The sequence below is a fragment of the Streptomyces sp. NPDC052020 genome (assembly GCF_040680575.1).
Taxonomy (GTDB): Bacteria; Actinomycetota; Actinomycetes; order Streptomycetales; family Streptomycetaceae; genus Streptomyces.
Map to the genome: position 1 here is coordinate 19,021 of NZ_JBFAWY010000021.1, position 26,160 is coordinate 45,180.

17 protein-coding genes are annotated in these 26,160 nt (G+C 73.6%); 10 read left to right on the plus strand and 7 right to left on the minus strand.

Annotated elements, in window-relative coordinates; translation table 11 throughout:
- Positions 1-20: 20 nt before the first annotated feature.
- Positions 21-2,627, minus strand: a complete 2,607-nt coding sequence (locus AB0L74_RS21675; protein ID WP_365654631.1) for a CHAT domain-containing protein — start codon at positions 2,625-2,627, stop codon at positions 21-23.
- Between the two features lie 108 nt (positions 2,628-2,735).
- Between AB0L74_RS21675 and AB0L74_RS21680 the strand changes: the two genes are divergently transcribed.
- Genes AB0L74_RS21680 through AB0L74_RS21690 form a run of 3 tightly spaced genes read left to right on the plus strand, consistent with a single transcriptional unit; the run spans position 2,736 to position 5,319 of the window.
- On the plus strand, positions 2,736-4,172 hold the full coding sequence (locus AB0L74_RS21680; RefSeq protein WP_365654634.1) for a S8/S53 family peptidase: 1,437 nt from the start codon (positions 2,736-2,738) through the stop codon (positions 4,170-4,172).
- Complete coding sequence (locus AB0L74_RS21685; RefSeq protein ID WP_365654637.1) at positions 4,169-4,801, plus strand: sigma-70 family RNA polymerase sigma factor; 633 nt, start codon at positions 4,169-4,171, stop codon at positions 4,799-4,801. Before AB0L74_RS21680 ends, AB0L74_RS21685 begins: the two co-directional genes overlap by 4 nt.
- 2 nt (positions 4,802-4,803) lie before the next feature.
- A complete protein-coding gene (locus AB0L74_RS21690) occupies positions 4,804-5,319 on the plus strand; it encodes a hypothetical protein (RefSeq protein ID WP_365654640.1) in 516 nt (171 codons plus the stop codon).
- A gap of 46 nt (positions 5,320-5,365) precedes the next feature.
- On the opposite strand, the gene AB0L74_RS21695 is transcribed toward AB0L74_RS21690, so the two are convergent.
- From AB0L74_RS21695 to AB0L74_RS21710, 4 genes are all read right to left on the minus strand, one after another.
- On the minus strand, positions 5,366-6,163 hold the full coding sequence (locus AB0L74_RS21695) for an N-formylglutamate amidohydrolase (RefSeq protein ID WP_365654642.1): 798 nt from the start codon (positions 6,161-6,163) through the stop codon (positions 5,366-5,368).
- A 157-nt stretch (positions 6,164-6,320) separates the two neighbouring features.
- Positions 6,321-8,540 carry an NADP-dependent isocitrate dehydrogenase gene (locus AB0L74_RS21700; protein ID WP_365654645.1) on the minus strand — a complete coding sequence of 740 codons (2,220 nt, stop codon included), beginning with the start codon at positions 8,538-8,540 and terminating at the stop codon, positions 6,321-6,323.
- A gap of 37 nt (positions 8,541-8,577) precedes the next feature.
- The gene (locus AB0L74_RS21705; RefSeq protein WP_365654648.1) at positions 8,578-9,720 is read right to left on the minus strand and encodes a mechanosensitive ion channel family protein; all 1,143 of its coding nucleotides are present in this window, start codon (positions 9,718-9,720) and stop codon (positions 8,578-8,580) included.
- Between the two features lie 228 nt (positions 9,721-9,948).
- The gene (locus AB0L74_RS21710; protein WP_365654651.1) at positions 9,949-10,923 is read right to left on the minus strand and encodes a lysylphosphatidylglycerol synthase domain-containing protein; all 975 of its coding nucleotides are present in this window, start codon (positions 10,921-10,923) and stop codon (positions 9,949-9,951) included.
- Between the two features lie 231 nt (positions 10,924-11,154).
- Between AB0L74_RS21710 and AB0L74_RS21715 the strand changes: the two genes are divergently transcribed.
- The 6 genes from AB0L74_RS21715 to AB0L74_RS21740 all read left to right on the plus strand — a co-directional run bounded on the left by AB0L74_RS21715 (position 11,155) and on the right by AB0L74_RS21740 (position 20,969).
- Positions 11,155-13,056 (plus strand): ABC transporter ATP-binding protein, encoded by a 1,902-nt coding sequence (locus tag AB0L74_RS21715; RefSeq protein ID WP_365654819.1) that lies wholly within the window; start codon positions 11,155-11,157, stop codon positions 13,054-13,056.
- Positions 13,057-13,284: 228 nt separating this feature from the next.
- Positions 13,285-13,815: a hypothetical protein gene (locus tag AB0L74_RS21720; protein WP_365654654.1), complete on the plus strand. Its 531-nt coding sequence runs from the start codon at positions 13,285-13,287 to the stop codon at positions 13,813-13,815.
- Positions 13,785-15,203, plus strand: coding sequence for a hypothetical protein (locus tag AB0L74_RS21725; RefSeq protein WP_365654656.1), 1,419 nt, complete (start codon positions 13,785-13,787; stop codon positions 15,201-15,203). The genes AB0L74_RS21720 and AB0L74_RS21725 overlap by 31 nt, the downstream gene beginning before the upstream one ends.
- Positions 15,200-16,798 carry a VWA domain-containing protein gene (locus AB0L74_RS21730; RefSeq protein WP_365654658.1) on the plus strand — a complete coding sequence of 533 codons (1,599 nt, stop codon included), beginning with the start codon at positions 15,200-15,202 and terminating at the stop codon, positions 16,796-16,798. Before AB0L74_RS21725 ends, AB0L74_RS21730 begins: the two co-directional genes overlap by 4 nt.
- Before the next feature lie 257 nt (positions 16,799-17,055).
- Positions 17,056-18,177, plus strand: a complete 1,122-nt coding sequence (locus AB0L74_RS21735; RefSeq protein ID WP_365654660.1) for an AAA family ATPase — start codon at positions 17,056-17,058, stop codon at positions 18,175-18,177.
- A gap of 5 nt (positions 18,178-18,182) precedes the next feature.
- The gene (locus tag AB0L74_RS21740) at positions 18,183-20,969 is read left to right on the plus strand and encodes a hypothetical protein (protein WP_365654662.1); all 2,787 of its coding nucleotides are present in this window, start codon (positions 18,183-18,185) and stop codon (positions 20,967-20,969) included.
- Positions 20,970-21,130: 161 nt separating this feature from the next.
- On the opposite strand, the gene AB0L74_RS21745 is transcribed toward AB0L74_RS21740, so the two are convergent.
- Positions 21,131-22,711: a pectate lyase gene (locus AB0L74_RS21745; RefSeq protein WP_365654664.1), complete on the minus strand. Its 1,581-nt coding sequence runs from the start codon at positions 22,709-22,711 to the stop codon at positions 21,131-21,133.
- Between the two features lie 946 nt (positions 22,712-23,657).
- Positions 23,658-24,599: a glutaminase gene (locus AB0L74_RS21750; RefSeq protein ID WP_365654822.1), complete on the minus strand. Its 942-nt coding sequence runs from the start codon at positions 24,597-24,599 to the stop codon at positions 23,658-23,660.
- Positions 24,600-25,498: 899 nt separating this feature from the next.
- Here AB0L74_RS21750 and AB0L74_RS21755 point away from each other — a divergent pair.
- A complete protein-coding gene (locus AB0L74_RS21755) occupies positions 25,499-26,143 on the plus strand; it encodes a hypothetical protein (RefSeq protein ID WP_365654666.1) in 645 nt (214 codons plus the stop codon).
- Positions 26,144-26,160: the final 17 nt, after the last annotated feature.

The window sequence follows — 26,160 nt, forward strand, 5'->3', positions numbered from 1 at the left end:
GCCCGACGGGAGCCCGGCGCTCACGCCGCACCGAACGCAGAGAACGCCCAGCCCGTCGCCTGGTGCACCGCGTCGCCCGGCAGCGCCGCCCGCGCGTCACGCAGGGCCTGAGCCAGGGAGAGCCCGGCGGCGAGCCCTTTGTGGAGGGCGACCATCAGCGGCACCACCGCGGCGTCGTTGACGGGCACGCTGCACGCCACCACCCCGGCCGTGCCGAGCGGCAGCAACGCGGTGACCAGCCCGAGCAGTTCGTCCGCGCCCACCGAGGCGAAGCGCGCGGTGTCGCAGCAGGACAGGATGATCCGGTACGGACTGCGGGCGAGGTGTTCGAAGTCGTGCACGATGAGCGGGCCGTCGGCCATCCGCAGCGACGAGAACAGCGGGCTGTCCGCGCGGAAGGTGCCGTGCGCGGCGATGTGCGCCAGCGCGGCACCGTCCAGTTCCCGCAGCACCCGCGGCACCCGCGCCGCATCGCCCTCCAGCACGGTCGGGCGGCCGTACCGGGCGGCCAGTTCGGGCACCTCCGCGCCCCCGCTCACCAGGCCCGGCCCGCGCACCAGGACGTGCCGGCCACCGGACGGCGGCGCGGTCTCCCGGGCGCGCAGCCAGCTGCTCGCCGACGGCGACACGCTGACCACCCGCTCCCGCAGCGCGGGCAGCAGCGCCCACGGCACCCGGTGCAGCCGTCCGGGCGGGACCACCACGACCGGCCCCGGCCCCAGCCGGTCCGCCACCGGGCCGAGCAGCAGCTCCTGCAAACGGCGGCCCGCCGCCTCCACCAGCGGCAGCCGGGCCCCGGCCCCGGGATGGGCGAGCCGCCGCAGCCCGGCCTGCACATGCTCGGCCTCCCGCTCCGCCTCGGCCAGCAGCCCCGCCTCGAACCGCCGCACCCGCCCCTGCCCGCACAGCAGCACATGGACCCGACCGTCGACCACGGCCAGCTCCACCAGCCGCACCTCGTCACCGAGCCGCCGCAGCAGCCTGCCCACGTCGAACCGGTGCCCGTCGCCGGGCGCCTCGCCGCGCATGTGCAGCGTCCGGGAGCGCACCTCGCGCTCCAGGCGCCGCTGCTCCCGCTCCAGGGCGGGCACGGGCCGGCCCTCCCGGCGCGCCTCCTCCGCGCGCGCCGCGATCTCCCGGTACGCGGTCAGCCCGCTCAGCAGCACCGGGTCGGCCGGAGGCCGGGTGGGCGGCGCGGACAGCGCGGTCGCCCGCCAGCGCTCGCTCCACACCAGCAGCCGCCGCGGACCCCCGCGGGCCAGGCTCGCCCGCTGTGCCAGCGCCGCCAGCTCCGCGCCCTGCTCGGTGGCACGGGCCCGCAGCTCCGGCGCCCCCAGCGTCATCCGGTGGTCGTCGAGTACGTCCAGGCCGCGCCGGCATGCCTCCAGCACGCCCCGCGTCGAGCCGGCCGCCCGCGCCCGCAGCGCCTGCGCCACCCAGCCCGTCACCCGCGCCGGCGGCGGCCCGCTGCGCCGGCCGCGGGCGGCGGCGGCCAGGTGCCGTTCCGCGTCCGCCCGCCGCCCCAGCGACAGTGCCGTCCGGCCCGCGAGCAGCGACGCCTCCGGCGCGGCCGGAGCCCCGAAGGAGGCCAGCCGCTCCGCCACCGCGGCCGCGTCCGCCACCAGCCGCCCCGAGCCGCGCCCGGCCGCGTACCGCGCCTCCAGCAGTACCAGCCGGGCATGCGTCTCCCACCAGGTGCGCCGCTGTCCGGCGAACAGCCGCACGGCCAGCGCCGCGCGCTCGGTCGCGGTCTTTGGATCGCCCGCCAGCCGGGCCGCCCGGGCGGCGGCCAGCAGCAGTTCCGCCTTGCGGGTCGACTGCCCGCCGATGCCGTCCAGCGCCCTGATCGCCGCGTCCGCCTCGGCCAGCGCCTCCGGCGCGAGCCCCGCCGCCATCAGCACCTCGCAGCGCCGGATGTTCAGCATGAACGTCGGCGTGCCGAGCTTGGCGTACCGCTCCTCGGCCTCGTCGAGCAGCCTCAGCGCCGCCGGGATGTCCCCGGAGCGGAACGCGGCCAGGCCCCGGCTCTCCACGGCGTCGGCCTTGTCGTGCTCCTGGCCGGTGGTCTCCCACAGCGCCTCCGCCGCGGCGAAGTCCGCCTCCGCCCGCTCCACCGCCCCGAGCGCGAGGTGCACGGTGGCGCGCAGCGTCAGCGCCCGCGCCGTCCAGATCACGTCGTCCGCCTGCCGCAGTACCGGCACCGCCCGGCGCACGTCCTCCAGCGCCTCCCGGTGGTGGCCGAGCACCCACCAGGCGTACGCCCGCCGGTACAGCACCCGCGCCCGGGTGTGTCCCGTACCGCGCGCCACACCGCGTTCGAACGCCGCCAGGCCCTGCCGGGTGCGGCCCGTGTGCACCAGCGCCACGCCGAGCGTGGCCAGCACATCCGCCTCCCGGTCCGCCGAGTCCGCGCGGGCCGCCAGGTCGCGGGCGCGCCGCAGATGGGTGAGGGCGAGCCGGGTGTCGCCGAAGTCCCGCTGCCAGATGCCGATCACCTGGTGGGCGATGGAGGCGTGCAGCGGTGAGGGATCGGCGGCGAGCACCTCTCTCGCCTGCGCCAGAGCCTCGTTGGGGGCGGCGAACACCATCGGCAGCAGTTCGAGCACCGAGTCGCTTCCCGCTGTCACCCTCCGGATGGTAGTGGCCCGGAACCGTGCCCCGCAGGTCCGGGGTCTGTATCAATCAGCCACGTCCGGACTCTGATTGACGACCACCGTCCCGTGGGAGGACACGCCATGGCACCGCAGCGATTCCGCGAGCAGTTCCAGCAGATCCAGCGCTCGATGCCGGACGTCCCCCTGGTGATAGGACCGGACGAATCCGCCGGTTTCTTCTACGAGAAGGGCGTGATCCTCGCCCGCGACGGCGACGAGGCACGCCTCGTGGAGGACACCGTGCGCGAGCACTTCACCGCCTTCGCCGGACTGACCGGGGACCAGGTGCGCCGGGAGAGCCCGGAGACCAACCGGACGGGCATCACCCGCATCCGGGTCGCCGACCCCGGCGAGGGCGACGGCAGCGGCGACCCGGCCGTCGGGCACGCCCTGCGGTCCCTGACGGCGGCGGAGGGCCGGGCGGGACGCAGACTGGTCAGCCGCAACCACGTGGTGCACATCGCCGTCAACGCCTGCCCCGGTGACGAGCCGGTGCCCGTCCCGCGCGCCGAGCCGGCCAACCCGGCCCCGGCCGGCACGCCGTACGACCCGGACACCGCCGTCGGTGTCCTCGTCATCGACACCGGACTCGTGCACGACCACCGGTCCTCCCCGCTGCTCGCCCACACCGGCGGCGACCTCCAGATCCAGGAGTGCGACGAAGCCGGGACCCTCCAGCCCTACGTGGGCCACGGCACGTTCATCGCCGGGGTCCTCGCGGCCGTCGCCCCGAACACGGACGTCGTCGTCCGCAACACGCTCAACGACGCCGGCGCCATCCTGGAGTCCGAGTTCGGCGAGAAGCTGTTCGAGGCGGTGGACCGGGACGGGTGGCCCGACCTCATCAGCCTGTCCGCCGGCACCGCGAACGGCCGCGACGACGGCCTGCTCGGCGTGGCCGCCTTCATGGAGGAGCTGCGCGAGCAGCACACCCTGCTGGTCGCCGCCGCCGGCAACAACGCCGCCGACACGCCGTTCTGGCCGGCCGCCTACGCCGACCTGCCCGGCTACCAGGACGCGGTCCTGTCCGTCGGGGCGCTGCGCGGCGACGGCGCGAGCGGCGCCTGCTTCAGCAACCACGGCCCGTGGGTGCGGGTCTACGCTCCCGGCGAGCGCCTCACCAGCGCCCTCACCGGCTTCAAGACGCCCGTGCCGTACGTGTACCAGCACTCCACCTACGACCACTGCCGGTACGGCTTCCGCTACGCCTGCACCTGCGCGCACCCCCGGCACACCGGGGTGCTGAGCGAGCCGGGGGAGACGGCCACCGGCAAGCCGGACCAGGTGATGTTCGAGGGGCAGGCCCAGTGGAGCGGCACGTCGTTCGCCACCCCCGCCGTCGCCGGTCTGGTCGCCGCCCATATGACGGCGCACCGGGAGACCGACCCGCGCGCCGCCCGCAAGCAGCTGCTCGCGGCGAACACCGCGCAGGCGGTGGTGCGGGGGGAACGGGTGCCGGCGCTGCTGCCGCCGACCTGGCGTCCGGTGCCGGTGAAGCGGCCGGGCAGGCGGCCATGACGGGCGGAAGCGCCCCCTCCGCGTCGTACGATGACGTGTCGTACACGAGGGGTGGGGCCGTGGATCGTGCAGAGGTCGGCGCGCTCGTCCAGTCCGCCGCCGACGGAGACGCGGCGGCCTGGAAAGCGCTGGTGGACGGGTTGGGCCCGCTGGTGTGGTCGGTGGTGCGGGCGCACGGACTGACCGACGCGGACGCGCAGGAGGTCTACCAGACCGCCTGGTTCCGCTTCGCCCAGCATCTGGGGCGGCTGCGGGAGCGGGAGAAGGCCGGGGCGTGGCTGGCGAGCACCGCGCGGCACGAGTGCCTGAAGGTGCTCAGGGCACAGCGGCGGTGGATGCCGACGGACGATCCGCAGGTGCTGGACCGGGTCAGTGAGGAGCCCACGCCGGAGGAGTCGGTGCTCGACTCCGAGGAGGCCGCCGCCGAGAGCGAGCGGGTCCGCCGGCTGTGGCAGGAGTTCGAGGAACTGGGCGAGCGGTGCAGGCAGCTGCTGCGCGTGCTGATGGCCTCTCCGCCGCCCAGCTATCAGGAGGTGTCCGCCGCACTCGGGATCGCGGTGGGCAGCATCGGGCCGACACGCCAGCGCTGCCTGCGCCGGCTGCGGGCCCGGCTGGAGCAGCGGGGGTAGACATGAGCGGCACGTACGACGGCGGCGTCTTCGATGACGGACCGGCGGAAGAGGGGCCCGCGGGCGGGCGGTTCGGCGAGGGAGAACTCGAGGACGGGCTGCTGGAGGAGGAGCTCCGGCAGGCCGCCGCGATCCTGGACCCGGTCCCGGCCGGGCTGCGGGCGGTCGCCGTCGAGGCGCACGCCCTGTACGACATGGAGGCCCGTGTCGCCGAGCTGACCTTCGACTCGCTGGTCGACGCCCTCCCCGTCCGGGGGGCGGCGGACCCGCCGCGGATGCTGACGTTCGACGCGGACGGGGTGAGTGTCGACGTGGAGCTGACGGCCGACGGTCTGATCGGGCAGGTACTGCCGCCGGGGCCGGCCCGGATCGAGATGCTCAGCGGTCCACGCCGGTTCGCGCGGCTCACGGCCGACGACATGGGCCGGTTCACCGGCGAGGCCCCGCCGGCCGGGCCGTTCGCGCTGCGGCTGCGGACCGGCGGCGCGGTGGTCGTCACGGAGTGGCTGCGGGCCTGACAGGCTCAGGAGGTCTCCCGGGGCCCGGGGTGAGGCCCCGGGGTGTTCAGGGCGTGGCCGTGTCGACGAGCGCCGCGAGGGCCTCGGCGAGGCGGGCGAGGCCGGGCCCGGCGGGACCGCCCGGCTCGGTCATGTAGGTGTCCCGGCGGATCTCGACCATCAAGGCGCTGACCTCGGCGCGCTTGCCGTAGAACTCCAGCGGTACGTACGTACCGGCGAACGGGCTGTCGAGTCCCGTCTCCCCGCACCGCGCGAAGGCCGCCCGCGCCGCGGCGAGCAGCCCGGGCGGCGTGTGGAAGGCGTCGGTGCCCAGGCAGACCGCCGGGCGCGGTCCGTCACCGCGCAGTTCGTACGGCAGCGGCTCGGCGGGGTAGGAGTGCACGTCGATGATCACGGCCCGCCCGGTCGCGGCGAGCCGGCCGGCCACCGCCTCGGTCATGGCCCGCGCGTACGGGCGGAAGTACCGCTCGATCAGGGGGCGCGGATCGGCGCCCGCGGGCCGCAGGACACCGCGGTGGGTGGTCCGGGTGTAGACGGCGCCCATGCCGACGGCGAGCATCTCCTCCCGCTCGTCCGGGAACCGCTCGGGGTCGACGACCAGCCGCGACAGCCGGTTCTCGAACCGCCAGGGCGTGCGGCCGCACAGCCCGGCGGCCGCCTCGGCGATCCGCGCGGTGTGCGCGTCGGTGATGTGGTCCAGCTCCCGTGCCAGCTCCTCGTCGTCCAGGACGATGCCCGAGCGGACCGCGGGCGGTATCTCCCGGGCGGAGTGCGGGACATGGAGGATCACGGGGGAGTCCGCGGCACCGGGCAGGAGCGCGAAGGAGGGCGGGGCGCAGGTCATGGGCTGCTCCGAAGGCAGGGGCCGTGGGCCCGCCAGGGCGGGTGCGGGGCGGCCGGGACGGGGCCGGCCGGCGGCCCGCGGGGGATGAGAGACGGGCACCCCGTCTCCGCCGGGACGGAAGACGGGGTGCCCGCCGCTCTCGCGGGGATCCCGAGCGTCAGCTCAGGGACGCCAGCGCCCCGTTCCAGGTGGCCGACGGGCGCATGACCTCGGCGGCCTTGGCCGGGTCGGGCTGGTAGTAGCCGCCGATGTCGACCGGCTTGCCCTGGACGGCGTTCAGCTCGTCGACGATCTGCTGCTCGTTGGCGGCGAGCGTCTCGGCGAGCGGCGCGAACGCCTTGGCCAGGTCCGCGTCGTCGGTCTGCCGCGCCAGCTCCTGCGCCCAGTACAGGGACAGGTAGAAGTGGCTGCCGCGGTTGTCGATGCCGCCGACGCGCCGGGTCGGGGACTTGTCCTCGTTGAGGAAGGTCGCCGTGGCGCGGTCGAGGGCGTCGGCGAGGACCTTGGCACGGGCGTTGCCGGTGGCCTCGGCGTACTGCTCCAGCGACGGCACCAGGGCGAAGAACTCGCCCAGGGAGTCCCAGCGCAGGTAGTTCTCCTTGACCAGCTGCTGCACGTGCTTGGGCGCGGAGCCGCCGGCACCCGTCTCGAACAGGCCGCCGCCCGCCATCAGCGGGACCACCGACAGCATCTTGGCGCTGGTGCCCAGCTCCAGGATCGGGAACAGGTCGGTCAGGTAGTCGCGCAGCACGTTGCCGGTGACGGAGATGGTGTTCTCACCGCGGCGGATGCGCTCCACCGACAGCTTGGTCGCCTCCACCGGGGACAGGATCCTGATGTCCAGGCCCTCGGTGTCGTGCTCCGGCAGGTACTGCTCGACCTTCTTGATCAGGTTGGCGTCGTGGGCGCGGGTGGCGTCCAGCCAGAACACCGCCGGGTCGCCGGTGGCGCGGGCACGGGTGACGGCCAGCTTCACCCAGTCCTTGATCGGGGCGTCCTTGGTCTGGCACGCGCGGAAGATGTCACCGGCGGAGACGGGCTGCTCGATGACGGCGTCGCCGTTCTGGTCGACCAGGCGGACCGTGCCCGTGACCGGGATCTCGAAGGTCTTGTCGTGGCTGCCGTACTCCTCGGCCTTCTGCGCCATGAGGCCGACGTTCGGCACCGAGCCCATGGTGGCCGGGTCGTAGGCGCCGTTGGCGCGGCAGTCGTCGATGACGGCCTGGTACACGCCCGCGTAGGAGGAGTCCGGGATGACGGCGAGGGCGTCGTGCTCCTGGCCGTCCGGGCCCCACATGTGGCCGGAGGTGCGGATCATGGCCGGCATGGAGGCGTCGATGATGACGTCCGAGGGGACGTGCAGGTTGGTGATGCCCTTGTCGGAGTCGACCATCGCCAGCTCCGGGCCCTCGGCCAGCTCGGCGTCGAAGGACGCCTTGATCTCGGCACCCTCGGGCAGGCCCTCCAGGCCCTTGAGGATGCCGCCGAGGCCGTCGTTCGGGGTGAGGCCGGCCGCGGCGAGCGTCGCACCGTACTTGGCGAATGTCTTCGGGAAGAACGCGCGCACCACGTGACCGAAGATGATCGGGTCGGAGACCTTCATCATCGTGGCCTTCAGGTGCACGGAGAACAGCACGCCCTCCTGCCGGGCGCGGGCGACCTGGGCGGCGAGGAACTCGCGCAGCGCGGCGACCCGCATCACGGAGGCGTCGACGACCTCGCCCTTCTGGACCGGCACGGACTCGCGCAGGACCGTGGTGGAGCCGTCGTCGCCGACCAGCTCGATCCGCAGCGCGCCGTCCTCGGCGATGATCACGGACTTCTCGGTGGAGCGGAAGTCGTTCTCGCCCATGGTCGCCACGTTGGTCTTGGACTCGGAGGTCCAGGCGCCCATGCGGTGCGGGTGGGTCTTGGCGTAGTTCTTCACCGAGGCCGGGGCGCGGCGGTCGGAGTTGCCCTCGCGCAGGACCGGGTTGACCGCGGAGCCCTTGACCTTGTCGTAGCGGGCGCGGATCTCGCGCTCCTCGTCGGTCTTCGGGTCGTCCGGGTAGTCCGGCAGCGCGTAGCCCTGGCCCTGGAGCTCGGCGACGGCCGCCTTGAGCTGCGGGATCGACGCCGAGATGTTCGGCAGCTTGATGATGTTGGCGGCCGGCGTCTTGGCGAGCTCACCGAGCTCGGCGAGGGCGTCCGGGATGCGCTGGTCCTCGGTGAGGTACTCCGGGAACACGGCGATGATGCGTCCGGCCAGCGAGATGTCGCGGGTCTCCACCGCGACGCCCGCCTGCGAGGCGTACGCCTGGACCACCGGCAGGAAGGAATACGTCGCCAGGGCCGGGGCCTCGTCAGTGTGTGTGTAGATGATGGTCGAGTCAGTCACCGGGTGCTCCGCTCCACGTCTGCAACATTGCTCGACATCAAGATATCTCGTGATCGACGCCGTCTCGACAGGGGTCGGCGGGGAGATGCGCGGCAATTCCGCCCGGACCGGCATCCGGCCCGTCGCCCGTCCGCTGCTGCGGGATCATGACCGCGCCCTGCTGGAGGGCGACCGTGCGGGTGGGCGCCGGGATGCGGATGCCCTCCGCGCGGTAGCGCCGGTGCAGGCGCTTGATGAACTCGTGCTTGATCCGGTACTGGTCGCTGAACTCGCCCACGCCGAGGATCACCGTGAAGCCGATGCGGGAGTCGCCGAAGGTGTGGAAGCGGACCGCCGGCTCGTGCTCCGGGACGGCGCCGGTGATCTCCGTCATGACCTCGGCGACGACCTCGGCCGTCACCCGCTCCACCTGCTCCAGGTCGCTGTCGTAGGCGACACCCACCTGGACCGTGATGGTCAGCTGCTGCTCGGGACGCATGAAGTTGGTCATGTTCGTCTTGGCCAGCTGCCCGTTCGGGATCACGATGAGGTTGTTGGACAGGTCGCTGACGGTGGTCTGCCGCCAGTTGATGTCCTCGACGTAGCCCTCCTCGCCACTGCTGAGCCGGATGTAGTCGCCGGGCTGGACCGTCTTGGAGGCGAGGATGTGGATGCCAGCGAAGAGGTTGGCGAGCGTGTCCTGAAGGGCCAGGGCGACCGCCAGGCCGCCCACGCCCAGGGCGGTGAGCAGCGGGGCGATGGAGATGCCGAGGGTTTGCAGCACGATCAGGAAGCCGATCGCCAGCACCACGACCCGGGTGATGTTGACGAAGATCGTCGCCGAGGCTGCGACCCCGGAGCGGCCTTGCGTCACGGTACGCACCAGCCCGGCGACCACCCGTGCCGCCGACACCGTCACCACGAAGATCAGCAGCACGGTCAGTGCCTGGCTGACGTGGTGCTGCACCGTCCGGGTGAGCGGCAGCGCCGCCGCCGCGCCCGCCGCGCCGCCGACGACCGAGGCCCACGGCAGCACCGAGCGCAGCGCGTCCACGATGACGTCGTCGCCGCTCCAGCGGGTGCGGCCGGCGTGCTTGCCCAGCCAGCGCAGCAGCACCCGCAGCAGGAACGCCCCGAGCAGCCCCGCGGCCAGCGCGACACCGGCCAGGACCAGGTCGTCCACGGTGAGGTCGCGCGTCACCGGGCGCCTCCCGGGGCCGGGCGGAGGGCGGCTGCGGCGAGGGTCCTCGCCGGCGGCCGGATGTGGAGTGTCGTCACGTCGTCACCTGCTCGATTCCGGGATGTGCCGTCGTGCCGGTCCGCAAGGGAGTTCGACCGGCGCGACCGCTCATCCTGCCGTATCCGCGGTGGTGCCCTGTATCGGGACCGGCCGCTTCCGGCCCCGCGGGAAGGCGCGGGGCCGGCGGTGTCAGATCACCTTCAGCCGCACCAGCGCGCCCAGCGTCAGCGCCCCCGGAAGCAGCGGCAGCCACACGGTGATGATCCGGTAGGCGAGGACGACCGCCGTCGCCACGGCCGCGGGGCCGCCCGCCGCGACGAGGGCCACCACCAGGGCGGCCTCGACGGAACCGAGGCCCCCCGGCGTGGGCACGAGGGCCACCGCGACCGTCGCCGCCAGGTACGCCAGCGCCATGTGCGCGGCTGGCACCGGCAGGCCCAGCGCCCGCCCGGTCAGGACCAGCCCGGCGACCTGGAGCGCGGGAAAGGCGAGCGACCCGCCCCACAGCGCCAGCGCCCGCGCCGGACGCGCGTGGACGGCGCGCGCCTCGCCGAGCGCCGTCCGCAGAAACGACAGCGCCGCCGTGCGCAGCCGTCGTACGAGGACCAGGGCGCCCGCCGCGGCGAGCAGTGCCGCCGCGCCGGCCGCGAGGAGCGGAACGAGCGCGCCCTCGGGCAGCAGGGCGCCGAGCCGCAAGGCACCCGGGAACGCGCCCAGCAGCGCGCCCAGCAGGGCCAGCCGGCCGGCGCTCTCCGCCAGCAGGTACAGCGCCAGGGCGGCCGAGGACCGGGCGAGCGGCAGCCCGCACACCGTCATGAACCGCAGGTTCACCGCACCGGCTCCCAGCCCCGTCGGCAGCAGGTGGTTGGCGGCGCCCGCCGCGAACTGCACGGCGAGCAGCCGCCGCCAGGGCAGCCGTTCCACGACGGCGCCCTGGCGGGTGCAGGCGGCGGCGACCCAGGTCAGGCAGGTGGCGCCGGCCGCGGCCAGCAGCCAGGGCCACCCGGCGCTCGCGAGATGGCGCAGGCCCTCGGCGAGCACCGCCCGGTGCCGCACCGCGATCGCGGCGACGAGCACCGGCGGCAGGAGACAGAGGACGGAGCGGACGGGGACGCGACGGGGGAGCCGCGCCCGGGGGAGGCCGGGGAGGCGGACTGCGGTCACATCCCGGGAGTGTCGCCGTGCCACGCCAACGGCGGGTGGCGCCGGAGGGGACGGCGGCTTACGGCCGTCCGGCGGACGCCTGCGCCGGTCGCACGGCGCCTCACGGTCGTCCGGCGGACACGTCCGCCGGTCGCACGGCGCCTCACGGTCGTCCGGCGGACACGTCCGCCGGTCGCACGGCGATACCTTGACCTCAACGAACCTTGAGGTTCTAGGTTGGCTGCCATGAGCATGGAGACCACAGCCTGGACGCAACTGCACAGCGTCATGAACGCCGAGCAGGAACGCCGCCCCCTCGCCCGCGCGACCCTGCGCCGCATCGGGGCCTTCGCCCGTCCGCACCGCCGCCGCATCACCCTCTTCGTCCTGCTGGGGGTGGGGACCGCGCTGCTCGCCGTCGCCACCCCCGTGCTGGCGGGGCGCGTCGTCGACGTGATCGTGACGGGCGGCGACGAAGGCACCGTCGTCCGCCTGGCCCTGCTGATCGCGCTCATCGCCGTCGCCGAGGCGGTCCTCGGCATCCTCGCCCGCCGTCTGTCGGCCGGCCTCGGGGAGGGACTCATCCTCGATCTGCGCACCGCCGTGTTCGATCATGTGCAGCGCATGCCGGTCGCGTTCTTCACCCGCACCCGGACCGGTGCGCTCGTCTCCCGGCTCAACAACGACGTCATCGGCGCCCAGCGGGCCTTCAGCAACACGCTGTCCGGTGTGGTCAGCAACCTGGTCACGCTGCTGCTCACCCTCGCCGTCATGCTCTCCCTGTCCTGGCGGATCACCCTGCTGGCGCTGGCGCTGCTGCCGGTGTTCGTGATCCCGGCCCGCCGGATGGGCCGGCGGATGGCCCGTATGCAGCGCGAGGCCGCCACGCTCAACGCGGCGATGGGCACCCGTATGACCGAACGGTTCTCCGCGCCCGGCGCCACACTGGTCAAGCTCTTCGGGCGCCCGGAGGAGGAATCCGCCCAGTTCGCGCTGCGCGCCCGGCGGGTCGCCGACATCGGCGTGCGCACGGCCACCGCCCAGGCCACCTTCATCACCGCGCTCACCCTGGTCTCCGCCCTGGCGCTCGCCCTCGTCTACGGCCTCGGCGGCTGGTTCGCGCTGCGCGGCACCCTGGAGCCGGGCGCCGTCGTGTCCCTGGCGCTGCTCCTGACCCGGATGTACGCGCCGCTCACCGCGCTCGCGGGGGCGCGCGTGGAAGTGATGAGCGCGCTGGTCAGCTTCGAGCGCGTCTTCGAGGTGCTCGACCTCAAGCCGCTCATCGAGGACAAGCCCGACGCCCGAGAGGTCCCCGACGGGCCGGTCGCGGTCGAGTTCGACGGCGTCCACTTCGCCTACCCCTCCGCCGACAAGGTCTCCCTGGCCTCCCTGGAGGAGGTCGCCTCCCTGGACACCCGCGGCGGGGCCGAGGTCCTGCACGGCATCTCCTTCCGCGCCGAACCCGGCGAGACGATCGCCCTCGTCGGCTCCTCCGGCGCCGGGAAGTCGACCATCGCCCAGCTGCTGCCGCGCCTGTACGACGCCGACGCGGGCAGCGTACGCGTCGGCGGCGTCGACGTCCGCGACCTGACCGCCCGTTCCCTGCGGGAAACCCTCGGCATGGTCACCCAGGACGGCCACCTCTTCCACGACACCGTCCGCGCCAACCTCCAGCTCGCCCGGCCCGACGCCACCGACGACGACCTGTGGGACGCCCTGCGCCGCGCCCGCCTGGAGGACCTCGTGCGTTCCCTGCCCGACGGCCTGGACACGGTGGTCGGCGAGCGCGGCTACCGCCTGTCCGGGGGCGAGCGCCAGCGCATGACCATCGCCCGGCTGCTGCTGGCCCGCCAGCGCGTCGTCATCCTCGACGAGGCCACCGCCCACCTCGACAACACCTCGGAGGCCGCCGTCCAGGAGGCCCTCACCGAGGCCCTGGAGGGCAGGACGGCCCTCGTCATCGCCCACCGTCTGTCCACGGTCCGCGCCGCCGACCAGATTCTCGTCGTCGAGGCCGGCCGCATCGTCGAACGCGGCACGCACGAGGAACTCCTGGCGGCCGGCGGCCGGTACGCCGACCTGTACCGCACCCAGTTCGCACGGCAGCCGGCCGAGGCGGCCGCCCCCGCGGCGAAGGCGGAGGCGGTGGCGTAGGGACCGCCGCCCGGGGCTGACGCTCCCGGGCGCCCGCCGCTCCCGGGCGGGTGCCCACGCGAGGCGTGCTCCCTCTCCCCGTCCGCCGCGGCCGGTCTTCCGCCGCACGACGCCGGTCACGCCCCCGCCGACGGGCGGCGCGACCGGCGTTGTCAGTGGTCGCAGCTATGTTCGGCGGTGTCGCGCCACGTGGCGCCGACTTCCGTGTGCGGCAAAGGAGATGGTGCGTTGTCAGACCTTGAGAACCGGCGAGCCCCGCAGGGCTGGGAGCAGTCGAGCACGGCACGGGTGATACGGCCGGCCAGGCCCCGCAAGCTGGCCAAGGTGCCCTTCGTCGAACTCGCCGAGGGACGCCTGCAAGGTGTCGTCTCCAGCGGCTCCGACATCGAGCGGGTCTACGTCTCATCCGTCGCCGCCGGCACCTACGCCTTCGCGTGCAGCACCAACAACAACCGGCCCTGCGGCGGCGCCCGCGGGTCGTTCTGCAACCACATCCGGGCCCTGGTCACCGAGGCGGTCCTGCAGTACGGCCCCGAACGCGTCGCCCGCTATCTGAAGGCCGAGACCGCGGACGGGGAACCGGACGCGGCATCCCTCACCCAGGCGATGACCGGCACCCGGCCGCCGCAGGCGGACGGCTCCGCGGCCGCCGCCGTCTTCAGCCGCTTCCTGCGCCACCTGGCCTACCTGGAACTCGCCCCGTCCACCGCGCCCCTGCCCGAGATGCAGTGGTTCCCCCCGACCAGGGCGGTGGCCTGATGCGCGCCGACCTGCTCACCGAACCCGTCGCCGGGCTCGACGAGGCCCTCGCGGCCGTCGACGCCCTGGACCGCGCCCTCGTCGGCGGCCTGCTGCGTCCACGGCCCGAGCAGGCGGCCGGACTGGCGGAGCTCGCCCACGCCGTCACCGGCAGCCCGCTCGCCGATCAGGTGGCCGAGGCGGCCGGGAAGGCGGCGGCCGGATCCGCCGGTGAAAACCACTTCCTCCTGCTCGCCGCCGCCCGCACCGCCCTGCTCGGCGCCGCGCACGACGCGCTGACGGCCCGCGTGGAGGAAGCCACCGGCCGGGCTCCCGCCGAGGCACCGGCCGCGCGGCCGGGCGCACCGGAGGGCGCCAATCTGCTCGCCGCCGCGCGCTCCTGGCTGGCCGACCTGGCCCGCGCCGGATGGCAGGGCATCGACCACGACGTGGTCTCCCAGGCCGCCCCCGTCGTCTCCGCGATGCTCCCGGACCCGGCCCTGCGCCGTCTGGCCACGCTCCTGGACGGCTTCGCCGCCGAACTCGCCGCCTCCTGCCCCGGCGCCGCCCTGGACCGGGTCCCGGTACGCCGCTGGGCCGATCTCTGGTCGCGTGCCCTGGTCCTGACGGTGCCCGGCGCCGCCGGCCCGCCCGCGACCGGCACGGTCACCGGCCGGCTGCTGCCCCTCGGCGTCGACCTTCAGGAACACGCCACCGCCGCGCAGGCCCAGGTCCACGCCGTCCTGGAGCCGTCCGGCGGTGGCGCGCCCCGGCTGGTGCGGGCCGCCGTGTCCGCGCCGAAGCCGGACACGGTCGTCGGGGCCGGTGTCTGGCAGTTGCTGCGGCCTCACCTGTCGCTGCTGGCGGCGGCCGGTGAGGGCCGCGCGATGGAGCTCACCGACATGCCGGTCACCGCCGAGGGCGACCTGCTCTGGGACGGCGCACACGCCCGCGCGGGCGAGCCCGCCGACGCGTTCGCCACCGCCCGGGTCGTCCTGCCCGCCGCCACCGGCTGCGCGACCGCGCCCCTGGACCGGCACCCCGCGCGCATCGCCGTCCCGGTGTTCCTGGAGGGCTACGCCGTCGAGCGGGACGACGACGCCGTGGCGTTCACCGTCACCGGGCACCGGATCGCCGTGGACACCGACCGCATTCCGGCGGCCGGCCCGCTCACGCCCGAGGCGGTCGCGGCGTCCGGCGCCTGCCTCGGCCTGCTGCGCTGGGACGCGGGGGAGTTCCGCCTCCAGCCGCTCGCCGTCGAGAAGACCGTGCGCAAGAAGATCGTCGCCCTCCACGCCGGGGCCTGGGCCGGCGGCACCACCGACAAGGCCGGGGCCAAGGCCGAGAAGGCCGCCACCGAGGCCGTGAAGGTGCTGCGCGAGCGAGCCGGAAGGCTGTTGCGGAAATGACGCAGACGCCGGAAACGACCGGGACCGCCGGGACGACGGAAACGACGGGGGCGACAGGAATCACCGGTACCACTGGGACGACAGGAACCACCGGGACGGCCGGGGCGACCGGGGCGACCGGGGCGGAGACGGGGGAAGGGGCCGAGGGCAGGATCGAGGAGCTCTCCGGGGCCGATCCGCACGACAATCGCCGGCAGGTCCTGTACTGGCGGCTGCTGGCCCGCCTGTTCGATCCCGAGGAGCAGGCGACGCTGGAGTCGGCCGCCCTCGCCGTCGTCGAGGACATCGGCCTGCCGCCCGCGCTGCTGGACCCGCAGACCTCCGTCGACTCGATCGTGCAGCGCCACCCGGAGCTGGCCGCCGAGTTCGACGGCTTGATGATCCCGGCGCCGGACGAGGACGGCCGGGACCGCGCGGCCGAGGTGCGGCGCGCCGCACTGGCGTCGAAGGTGCTGCTCAACGTCTTCGGCCCGGTCTCCGGCGCGGTCAGTGCCGGGCAGCTGAGCCGCTGGCAGTCCGACGCCGGCTGGCTGGAGCGGGCACTGGGCTGCGGGCCGGGCGAGCTGCGGGGCGCCCGACCCGGCGCGGCGGCCGGCGCGCCCGGAACCGGCGCCGGGCCCGGCGGGGGCGCCTCGGCCGGACGGGGCGTCAGCCCCACCGGTACCGGTGGCCGTGGCGACACGCCCGACCTGAGCACGCTGGTCCCCGCCATCGGCCCGGACCTGGGTGCCATCGAGGCCGACCTGGTCAGCCGCATGCGGCTGCGGGAGGTCCTCGCCGACCCCCACCTCGCCGCCCGGCTGACGCCGAGCATGTCGTTGATCGAGCAGCTGCTGCGCGACAAGAACAACCTGTCCGGCGTCGCCCTGGCCAACGCCAAGGCCCTGATCCGCCGCTTCGTCGACGAGGTCGCCCAGGTGCTGCGCACCCAGGTGGAGAAGACCACCGTCGGCGCACTGGACCGGTCGGTGCCGCCCAAGCGGGTGTTCCGCAACCTCGACCTGGACCGCACGATCTGGAAGAACCTCACCAACTGGGACCCGGAGCGGGAGCGGCTCTACGTCGACCGGCTCTACTACCGCCACACTGCCCGCAAGACGACGCCCCAGCGGCTGATCGTGGTCGTCGACCAGTCCGGCTCGATGGTCGACTCCATGGTCAACTGCACCATCCTGGCGTCGATCTTCGCCGGGCTGCCGAAGGTGGACGTCCACCTCATCGCCTACGACACCCAGGCACTGGACCTGACCCCGTGGGTACGGGATCCCTTCGAGACGCTGCTGCGCACCAACCTGGGCGGTGGCACCGACGGTACGGTCGCCATGGCGCTCGCCCAGCCGAAGATCGCCGAGCCCCGCAACACCGTCGTGGTGTGGATCTCCGACTTCTACGAATGGCGCGCCGGGCCGTTGTTCGAGTCGATGGCCCATCTGCACCGCTCCGGCGTGAAGTTCATCCCGGTCGGCTCGGTCACCAGCGCCGGCCGCGGCAGCGTCAACCCGTGGTTCCGCGACCGCTTCAAGGACCTCGGCACCCCGGTGATATCCGGGCACATCCGCAAGCTCGTCCACGAACTCAAGACGTTCCTCGCCTGAGGCACCCGAGGCCGCCCAGAACACCCAGGTGCCCGAGGCACCCGACGTGCCCGACGTGCCCGAGGCGTCCAAGGCACCCGAGGCGCTCAAGAAACCCGAGACTCCCGAGGCACCCGAGGCACCCGAGGCACCCGAGGCACCCGAGGCACCCGAGGCACCCGAGGCACCCGAGGTGCCCGTGGCACCCGAGGCGCCGGGACGCCCGCGCCGCCCCAGACGCTCAAGCCTCCCAAGACGCTGAAGAAAGGCCCTGTCACATGTCCGACCTGCTGCGCGCTCCCGCCGAGATCAAGTACGCCGAGGAACTGGACTGGCTGGAGTCCATCGACGACAACCCCAAGCCCTTCTCCTGGCGGCTGTCGCCGAAGATGGTCCGCCTGTTCATCCTGGGCTCCGAGCGCTCCGACGGCCTGGACCGCGAGATCCCCCAGAAGTGGTTCGGCGACCGGAGCTTCGTCGAGCGCTCCATCGTCACCCTCGCCTCCGACCGCGGTCTGCTGCTCATCGGCGACCCGGGCACCGGCAAGAGCTGGCTGGCCGAACTGCTCGCCGCCGCCATCTGCCGCGACTCCACCCTCGTGGTGCAGGGCACGGCCGGCACCACCGAGGACCACATCAAGTACTCCTGGAACGTGTCCATGGTGATCGCCAAGGGCCAGTCGCGGGAGTCGATGATCCCCTCCCCGATCATGACCGCGATGGAGACCGGCGCCATCGGCCGCTTCGAGGAACTCACCCGCTCCACCAGCGACGTCCAGGACGCGCTCATCTCCATCCTGTCGGAGAAGTACATCTCCGTCCCCGAACTCGACAGCGACAACGGCGACAACATCGTCTTCGCCAAGCCCGGCTTCTCGATCATCGCCACCGCCAACAGCCGCGACCGCGGTGTCAACGACCTGTCCTCGGCCCTCAAGCGCCGCTTCAACTTCGTCCGCGTCCCGGTCGTGGGCAACAAGAGGAGCGAGGCGGAGATCGTCCGCTTCCGCACCGAGGAACTGCTGCGCCGGCACCGCATAGAGCTCGACGTGCCCCCCACGCTGCTGGACGTGCTGTTGCAGAGCTTCGCCGACCTGCGTGCCTCGGCCGCCGCCGCGGCGAGCGACGACGAGAAGCTGGAGTCCGCGCTGTCCACCGCCGAGCAGATCGGCGTCCTGGAGGACGCCATCCTGCACAGCAACTTCTTCGGCGAGCGCGCCCTGACCGCCCGTACGCTCGCCTCCTCGCTCGTCGGCTCGCTCGCCCGGCGCGAACCGGAGGACCTCGCCATCCTCAACAAGTACCTGCACGGCGTCGTCGAGCCGCGCAGCAAGGAAGTAGGCGGGTCCTGGCCGGAGTTCCTCGAGGGCGGCCGCGACGCGATCGCCGCCCTGTCGTGACCGCCATGCAGGGAGGGACGTTCAGCGCGCTGCGTACGCGGCTCCAGGAAGCCGCCGAGGAGTTCGCCGGCGGACCCGACGCGCTCCAGGGCATCCTCCTCGGCCTCGTCGACGACGTGGACCGCGCGCTGCGCGAGCCCCTGGAGATCTTCCCGGTCTGTCATCACTCCCCGGCGTCCGCGCTGGCCATGGCCCGGCGGCTGCGGGAGAAGCAGCCCAGGGTGGTGTACCTGGAGCTGTGCGAGGACATGGCACCGCTGCTGACCGAGCTGCGCAACTGCAAGCTCCCCGTGGCGCTCCAGGCGTTCGCCACCGACGTCAGGGGCTTCCCGGCCGACTGGTCGCCCCTGTCGGTGGTCGCGCCGATCACCGAGGCGTCCGCCGAGTACCAGGCCATCGCCTACGCCCTGGAGACGCCCGGCGTCGAGCTGGTCCTCGTCGACCGCTCCTGCGACCACGTCTTCCAGTGGGATGCCGCCGGCCCCGCGCCCGTCCAACCCGCCGGTCCGGACGCGCCCCCGGCCGAGGAGGAGGCCGCGCTGCACGGCGACGCGGTCGGCCTCGACCTGGGCGACCTGCGGCCCCGCTTCGCCGAACTGGAGGAACACCTTCTGCGGCACGGCCGGGTGCGGCACTGGTCGGAGTGGTGGCACCAGTACGTGGAACTGCCGCTCGGCGACAGCGACCACGACACCTACCGCCAGGTCATGTTCCTGATCGGCAGCCTGTTCCGCCGCCTGGCCCCCGGCGATCCGCACCGGGTGCGGGTGGACGAGGACCGCGAGCGGTACATGTGGACCAGGACGCGCGAGCACCTCGCCGCGTCCGGCGCCGACCCCGCCGACTGCCTCTACGTGTGCGGAGCCTTCCACGCGGCCAGCCGCGTCGCGGAGTTCGGCGTGCACGGCGCGGACACCTTCGAGATCGGCCCGCCCAGCGGCAGCACCTGGCAGTACGGACTGATCCCGTCCAGTCACGCGGCGATCGAGGCGCAGTTCGGCCTCGCCGCGGGCTCCGTGTCGATCGCCGCGACGACCTGGGCCAAGCACGTCAAGCGCAGCGGAGTGAAGCCGTTCCGGCTGGCGGGCCAGGCGGGGACGCGCGCCTCCCGGTCCCGGAAGGCGGCGGCCGCTCCGCTCGCGGCCGTCGTCGCCCCGCCCGCCGACAAGCTGACCGGCTTCCTCCGGCGACCACCCGTGCTGGACCGCCTGGACGAGACCGAACTCCTCGGCTGGTCGGTGGAGATCGTGCGCGCCGCCCGTCGCAACGGCTATCTCGCCTCCACCGCCGACGCCATCGCCGTGTTCGAGACGTCGATCCTGCTGGCGGGCATGCGCGACCGGGCCAGGCCGACGCCGTACGACTTCCAGGACGCGGCCGTCACCTGCATCGAGAAGGACACCGTGCCCGGCCGGCGTGATGTGCGCCGGCTCGTGGAGATCATGATGGGCGGCGACCGGGTCGGTCAGGTCGGCTACGAGGCGCTGCCCCCGCTCGCCCGCGACGTGCACGACCGGCTCGCGCCGCTGAACCTGAGGCTCCAGCAGCGCGGCGTCCAGCGGGCGCTGCTCGACATCGCCGCCCATCCCGGGCTGGAGCGGTGCTCGGACACGCTGTGGATCCTGCGGTACCTGATGCCGCAGGGCGCCGTACGGCCGATCATGGGCGAGCGGCGGCTCGGCGAGCGGCCCATCCAGGAGTCGTGGGACCTCGCCCTGGGCACTCACCAGCGGGCGCTGATCGAGCTCGGCTACGAGGGCGTCAGTATCGAGCAGGTGCTGGAGCAGCGCCTGCGGCGCGCGGCCTACGACTCCCGGGCGACGGCGGCCAGCGTCCTGGCGGCCGTCGAGGACGCCACCTTGTATCTGCGCAGCCGGCGCCTCGCCGACGAGCTGGGCAACCGTGCCCTGGAGGTGCTCGCGAGCGAACGCAGCGTGGACGGCGCGCCGGAGGTGCTGCGCCGGGTCCGCCGGCTGCTGGCGTACTACCGCACCAGCGAACCCGTCCTGCCCGGATGGATCGAGTCCTTCGCCAAGACGGGATACGCCCACTACTGCACCCTGCTGCCGACGGCGTTCACCGACGAGGACGCCACCGTGCGCCAGGTCGCGGCCACGCTGGGCTTCCTGTTCAGTATGGAGAGTCTGGCCCTCTCACTGGGCTGCGACCGCAACCAGCTGGAGCTGGCGGTCGCCCAGTCGCACCCGACGGACCCGTCGAAGACGGCACTGCTGTGGGCGGCTGAGGTCCAGCTCGGCCGCCTGACCCGGGACGAGCTGCGCCGCAGGTGCGACGATCTGCTGGCCAACCCGCTGGTCGTACCCGCCTACCCGCGCTACCTCAGCGGTTTCGTGCACGCCCTGGAGCCGGTGCCCGGGCTGTCCGACATCGTGGTGGAAGCCGTGTCGAACGCCTTCGCCCGGCTGCCGGACCACGTCCTGCTGCCGTGGCTGCCGACGCTCGTCACCACGCTGCGCTCCGGCGCCGCGGATCTGGCGCCGCTCCTCGTCCGGGAGGCCGGCCGGATCTTCCCCGGCAGGCTGGCGGCGCTGGACGCGTGGGTGCCCCCGTGGCGGCAGCCCGCGGCCGCCGCGCTTCCGGCCCGGCGCTCCGCCGGTCCGCGGGGGGTCGCGCTCCTCGCCGCCCACCCCGCGGCGTGCGACGCGCTGGCCGGGTTGCTGGGCTGTGAGGGCACCTGGGAGGCGCCGGACGCCGGACCGGGAGGCGCGGCACTGCTCGGCCGCCATCCGGACACGGCGAGGGCACTGGGGGAACTGCTGGCCGCGCTCTGACCGGGCGGGCCCGCCACGGCCGGCGGAGGGCGGCGGCCGGACCGCCGCTGCCCTCCGCCGTCACCGAGCCGGTGGCGCGGCCGCCCGGCCGAGCCGGATCGCCGCGCCACCGCCCGTCGGCCGGGTCCGCCGGTGCCTCGTGGCTCCGCCGGTGGCCGACGCTATCCGGCGTAGGTCTCGAACTCGGCGACCCGCGGCGCTCCGGACGAACCGGTGATCTCGAAGGTGATCTTCTGCAGCGAGGTGCGGGGGACGGTGATGACGCCCGCTCCGCTGCCGGAGGTCAGGACGGCGCCGGTGTCGCCGTTGAGGACCCGCCAGGACCTGATGGCTCCGGCCGATCCCGACGCCTCCCGGATGTTGATCTTGGACACCGTGGTGGCGGTGCCCCACTTGATGGAGATCGAGCCGGTGGAGCCGGCCGGCGACCAGTAGGTGCTCATGTTGCCGTCGCGCACGTTGCCGTAGCTGGTTCCGTCGGCCTTGCTGGAGCCGTCGGAGCCGGCCCCGATGCTGAGGTTGGTCCCGCTGGGCTGGGACGGCCCCGGCGTGGGGTTGCTCGCGGTCGGTGTCGGCGTCGGCGTGGGGGCCGGCGTCTGAGTCTGGGACGGGGTCGGCGTCGGCGACGGCGTCTGCGGTGAGCAGTTGCCGTCCGACACCCGCAGACCCTTGTTGGCGCCGGCCGTCTGGCGCACGATGTCGGGCACGCAGGCGGCGCCGTCGGGGCTGAAGGAGTACGGGATGCTGACGGTGGTGTTGGACTTCGGGTCGGGCCCGGCCGGGTTGTTCTCACTGCCGGGGCTGGACCAGGTCACGTTGTCGAAGATGTTGCCGCTGACCTGCCAGTAACCGGCCGCGTCGGTGTAGAAGGTGCCCAGGACGTCCTTGGAGTCCTCGAAGTAGTTGTTGTCCACCTTGGCGCGGGCGCCGGCCCGGGAGTTGATGCCGGACTCGTTGAGGCTCACGTAGTGGTTGTTGTACATGTGGGCGATCCCGCCGCGCAGGAGTGGCGCGCGCGAGTCGATGTTCTCGTACAGGTTGTGGTGGAACGTGACGTACCCGTTCGAGGTGTCGGACTCGCTGGAGCCGATGAGGCCGCCACGCCCGGAGTTGCGCAGGACGCTGTAGGACAGCGTCACGTACTGGGTGTTGTCCTTCATGTCGAAGAGGCCGTCGAACCCTTCGGACTCCCCGCCCGACGCCTCGAGGGTGACGTGATCGACCCAGACGTTGCGGACGTTGCTCTCCATGCCGATGGCGTCACCGCCGTTGGAGGTGGGAGAGCCCGACTTCTTCACGTTCCGGACGGTCACGTTCTGGATGATGATGTTGCGGGCGTCGCGGATGTGGATGCCGAGCTGGTCGAAGACGGCCCCGCTGCCGACCCCGACGATCGTGACGTTGCTGATCTGCTTCAGCTCGATCACGCCGTCGGCGGTGCTGCAACTTCCGCCCGACACCTTGCTGGTGTTGCCGTGGTTGATGGTCCCCTCGACCTCGATGGTGATCGGGGTGCTGCTGCTGGCCCTGCCGCACAGGGCGGCGTGGATCGCGGTTCCGGTGGTGGCCCGTACCGTCTGCCCGCCCGCGCCGCCGGTGGTCCCGCCGTTCTGGGTGGCGTAGCCGGTGGCGCCGCCGGTCGCTGCCGATGCCTCGGGCATCGCCAAGAAGGCGCCGGTGGCGGCCGCGAGAGCCACCGTGGCCAGTGCCGCGTGAAGTCGCAAGGCGACAGGTCGTCTCATCCTCGCTGCCCTTTCGTCGTTGAATGCTGGGCGTTGCCGTTGCTGCCTGCCGTGGTCGTTCCGCCGGGCCGCCGAGGGTGCCGGCCGGTCCGCGGGCGTGCCCTGCCCGGTGCGGACCGGATCGGTGGGTGCGCCGCGGCCGGTCGCCGTGACGCCACCACCCGCGTGGTGACCGCCGGCGCCGACGGCGCGGCAGTCACCAGCCACCTGTTACCGCACTTGCCGGCGTTACGTCCGTAAGGGCGCGTCGTCACCGCCGGTGCCGCGGTGGCCGACTCGATGCGTCGTCGTGGCGTACATCATTCGTTCCCTTGGTGCGTCGACATCCAGGGGAAAGAGCCCGCGCCGGATCTGTAGCGGCTCACGCGCAGGAGTCGCGGCGGGTGCCGCGACGGTCGCCTCCACCGGAGCGGCCTCATGGAACCAGGACGGCCGGGAAAGCGCTTTCCGCCCCGCGAGAATAGGGGGCCACTGGAGCACTGACAAGGTTCTGCGCAAGGAGAGAATGCGCTTGCTTTCGTGTGTACCTTTTCGCCGCTCGTCCAGCCGTGCGGTGCCCGCCGCCCGCCGCCCGCCGCCCGCCCCCGCCGCCAGGCGCGCACCCCCGGTGATGAGCGTGATGAACCCTCGCACCGGCGGCGCCCCTGCCGTGTACCAGGAGGCCCGCGCGCTGCTCGACTGGGGCTTCAGGGGGGTGGGGCGGGTCGAACCGGCAGGTCGCTGGACGCCCTGCGGACCCGGCCGCCGGCGGGCGGAGCGGCTTCCGGGCCGGTCCCCGTCCGCGCGGCACGACCGGAGCGGGACGGGCCGGGCCGGCCGGAGACAGGCCTGGTCGCGGGCGCGGCCGGCCTCGGCGCGGGCGCGGTGGTGGTACTGCCGCGGCTCGCGGACAGCCGGATCGAGTGGGAGTGACCAGCGCGGCGGCGTACGCCCGGCGGCGCGTCCGTCAGAAGACCGACAGGCCGGTCAGGGTGGTGAAGCGGTCCAGGGCGGCCACGCCGGCCACCGAGTTGCCCCGCTCGTCCAGGCCGGGGCTCCACACGCACAGTGTGCAGCGGCCGGGGACGACGGCGATGATGCCGCCGCCGACGCCGCTCTTGCCGGGCAGGCCCACCCGGTAGGCGAAGTCACCGGCCGCGTCGTACGTCCCGCAGGTCAGCATCACCGCGTTCACCTGCTTGGCCTGGCTGCGGCTGAGCAGCCGGGAGCCGTCGGCGCGGACACCGTGCCGGGCGAGAAAGGTGGTGGCCAGGGCGAGGTCGGCGCAGGACGCCGCGATGGAGCACTGGCGGAAGTACTGCTCCAGCAGGACCGGCACCGGGTTGTCGACGTTGCCGTAGGACGCCATGAAGTGGGCCAGGGCCGCGTTGCGGTCGCCGTGGGCGGACTCCGAGGCGGCGACCTCCTCGTCGAAGGCGAGGTCCGGGTTGCCGCTCTCGGCGCGCAGGAAGGCGAGCAGCTCGCCGGCGGCGTCGCCGGTGCGGGTGTGGAGGCGGTCGGTGACGACGAGGGCGCCCGCGTTGATGAACGGGTTGCGCGGGATGCCGTTCTCGTACTCGAGCTGGACCAGGGAGTTGAAGGGGTTGCCGGAGGGCTCGCGGCCCACGTGCTCCCAGAGCTGGTCGCCCTCGCGGGCCAGGTCGAGGGCGAGGGTGAAGACCTTGGTGATGGACTGGGCCGAGAAGGGCTCCCGCCAGTCCCCCACGCCGTACACCGTGCCGTCCGGCTCGGCGACGGCCATGCCGAAGCGGCGCGGGTCGCGGGCGGCGAGCGCCGGTATGTAGTCGGCGGGCCGGCCGCGGCCGGGGGTGCGCTCGATCTCCTCGGCGATGCGCTCCAGGACCGGCTGGAAATACTGTGACGAAGGGGACGCTTGCATGATCGTCATTGTGCCTTTCCGCCGGTCCCGGTGCGCGTCCGCGGGCCAGGCCAGGGGGGCGCCGCTGCCCGCGAGGACCTCGGGCCGCAGCAGCCCGGCGAGCTTCTCTGCGGGCAGGAGGCCCTTCTCCGGGACGAGTTCCAGCCGGTGGACGGTGTGGAGGAGGCCCTCGCCCGCTCTGCCGCGCACTGCGGTCTCCACCGTGGTGATGTCCGATCAACAGGCGGTCGAGAACACCCAGTTGAAGCACGTCGGCCCCTCGATTAGGGTGGCGGAGGATCATGTCGAACCGCTGTGGGAACACGCGGGTCCGGCTTCATGCACATGAGGTGACGGCGTGAGCGCCGTGCCGGACCGCTCTCCGGCCGTGAGGGTGGCGCAGTGTACAAGAGGGCGACCGCCCGCGAACCCGCCCTTGGGGCACCGTCCCGCTGCGCGCCGCAGGGAGACAGGCCCAGGTGAGTGGTCAGGGGAGGTACGCGATGGCAGCCGCACCGGAATCGGCCGAGGCCGATCCGTGTCCGGCCGGGTGGTTCCCGGCGCCGCGCCACCACCGTGCAGCCGGAACGCGCGGAGACTGAGGCGGGCAGATCCCACCGCCGGGTGGGCCGATGGACCCGCCCGGTGCCGACGGACCGGCGCGACGGGGACCGGACGGGACGATCCGCCGTGCCCTGCCCGCCCCGCCTGCCGTGCGGCAGGGGCATGACCGGTTCGCTGCCCTCCTCTTCGCCGTGCAACGGCGTTCCGCCCGCCTGCCACCGGCCGCGGCCGGCGCCAGCGGACGGCCACGGAAAGTCGAGCCAAGGAAACATGGGAAGGCCAGAGCCCCGGGCCGGCGGCCCCGGCCGCCGTGCTCGCCGGGCCCCGCGTGGCATCCGGATTCTGGCCGGGAAGGAAACTGCGCGATGCGTGACCACACGGCCTCCGGCCCCGTCGGAACCGGAGCGGCGCCCCGCCGGTCGGGGGCGCAATGGACGGGCCGGATGCTGCGCGACCTGTGGGACTGGGTCGCTCGCCGGCCGCTGCGGCTGCCCGAGACCGAGCGGGCGGTGCCCCATTCGGCGAGTCTGCGGACGGTCGTCCTGATCTTCACCGCGTCGGACGTCGTCGTCGCGCTGCTCATCGACGGGAAACTCCCGCCGGCCGGGCGGGCGGTCCATCTCCTGTGGGTCGTCTTCTCCGTCACCCTCACCCTGGGATTCTGCGCGATGACGATCCGCGCGCCCCACCTTCTCGACGACACGTCATTACGCCTGCGTACCGGGCCCTTCCGCGCGCTGACCCTTCCGAGAACGGCGCTCGCGAGCGTCAGCGTCGCACACCGTTCCGTGCCCTGGTACGGCCTGCGCCGCGCCCTGGACTCCGACGAGGAGGTGGCCTGCTCCGTCGGAAGCTCGACGCAACTGGTCATCGAGCTGAAGGAGCCGGTGCGGGTCTCCTTTCGCAAGGGACGTTCCGTGCTCGCCAGGAAGGTCTACGCCGCCGCCGACGATCCGGCGGCGGCGGCACGCCTGATCAACCGGTGGGCCGCCGAGGGCGCGCAGCCATGACCGCCCTGGGCCAAGCC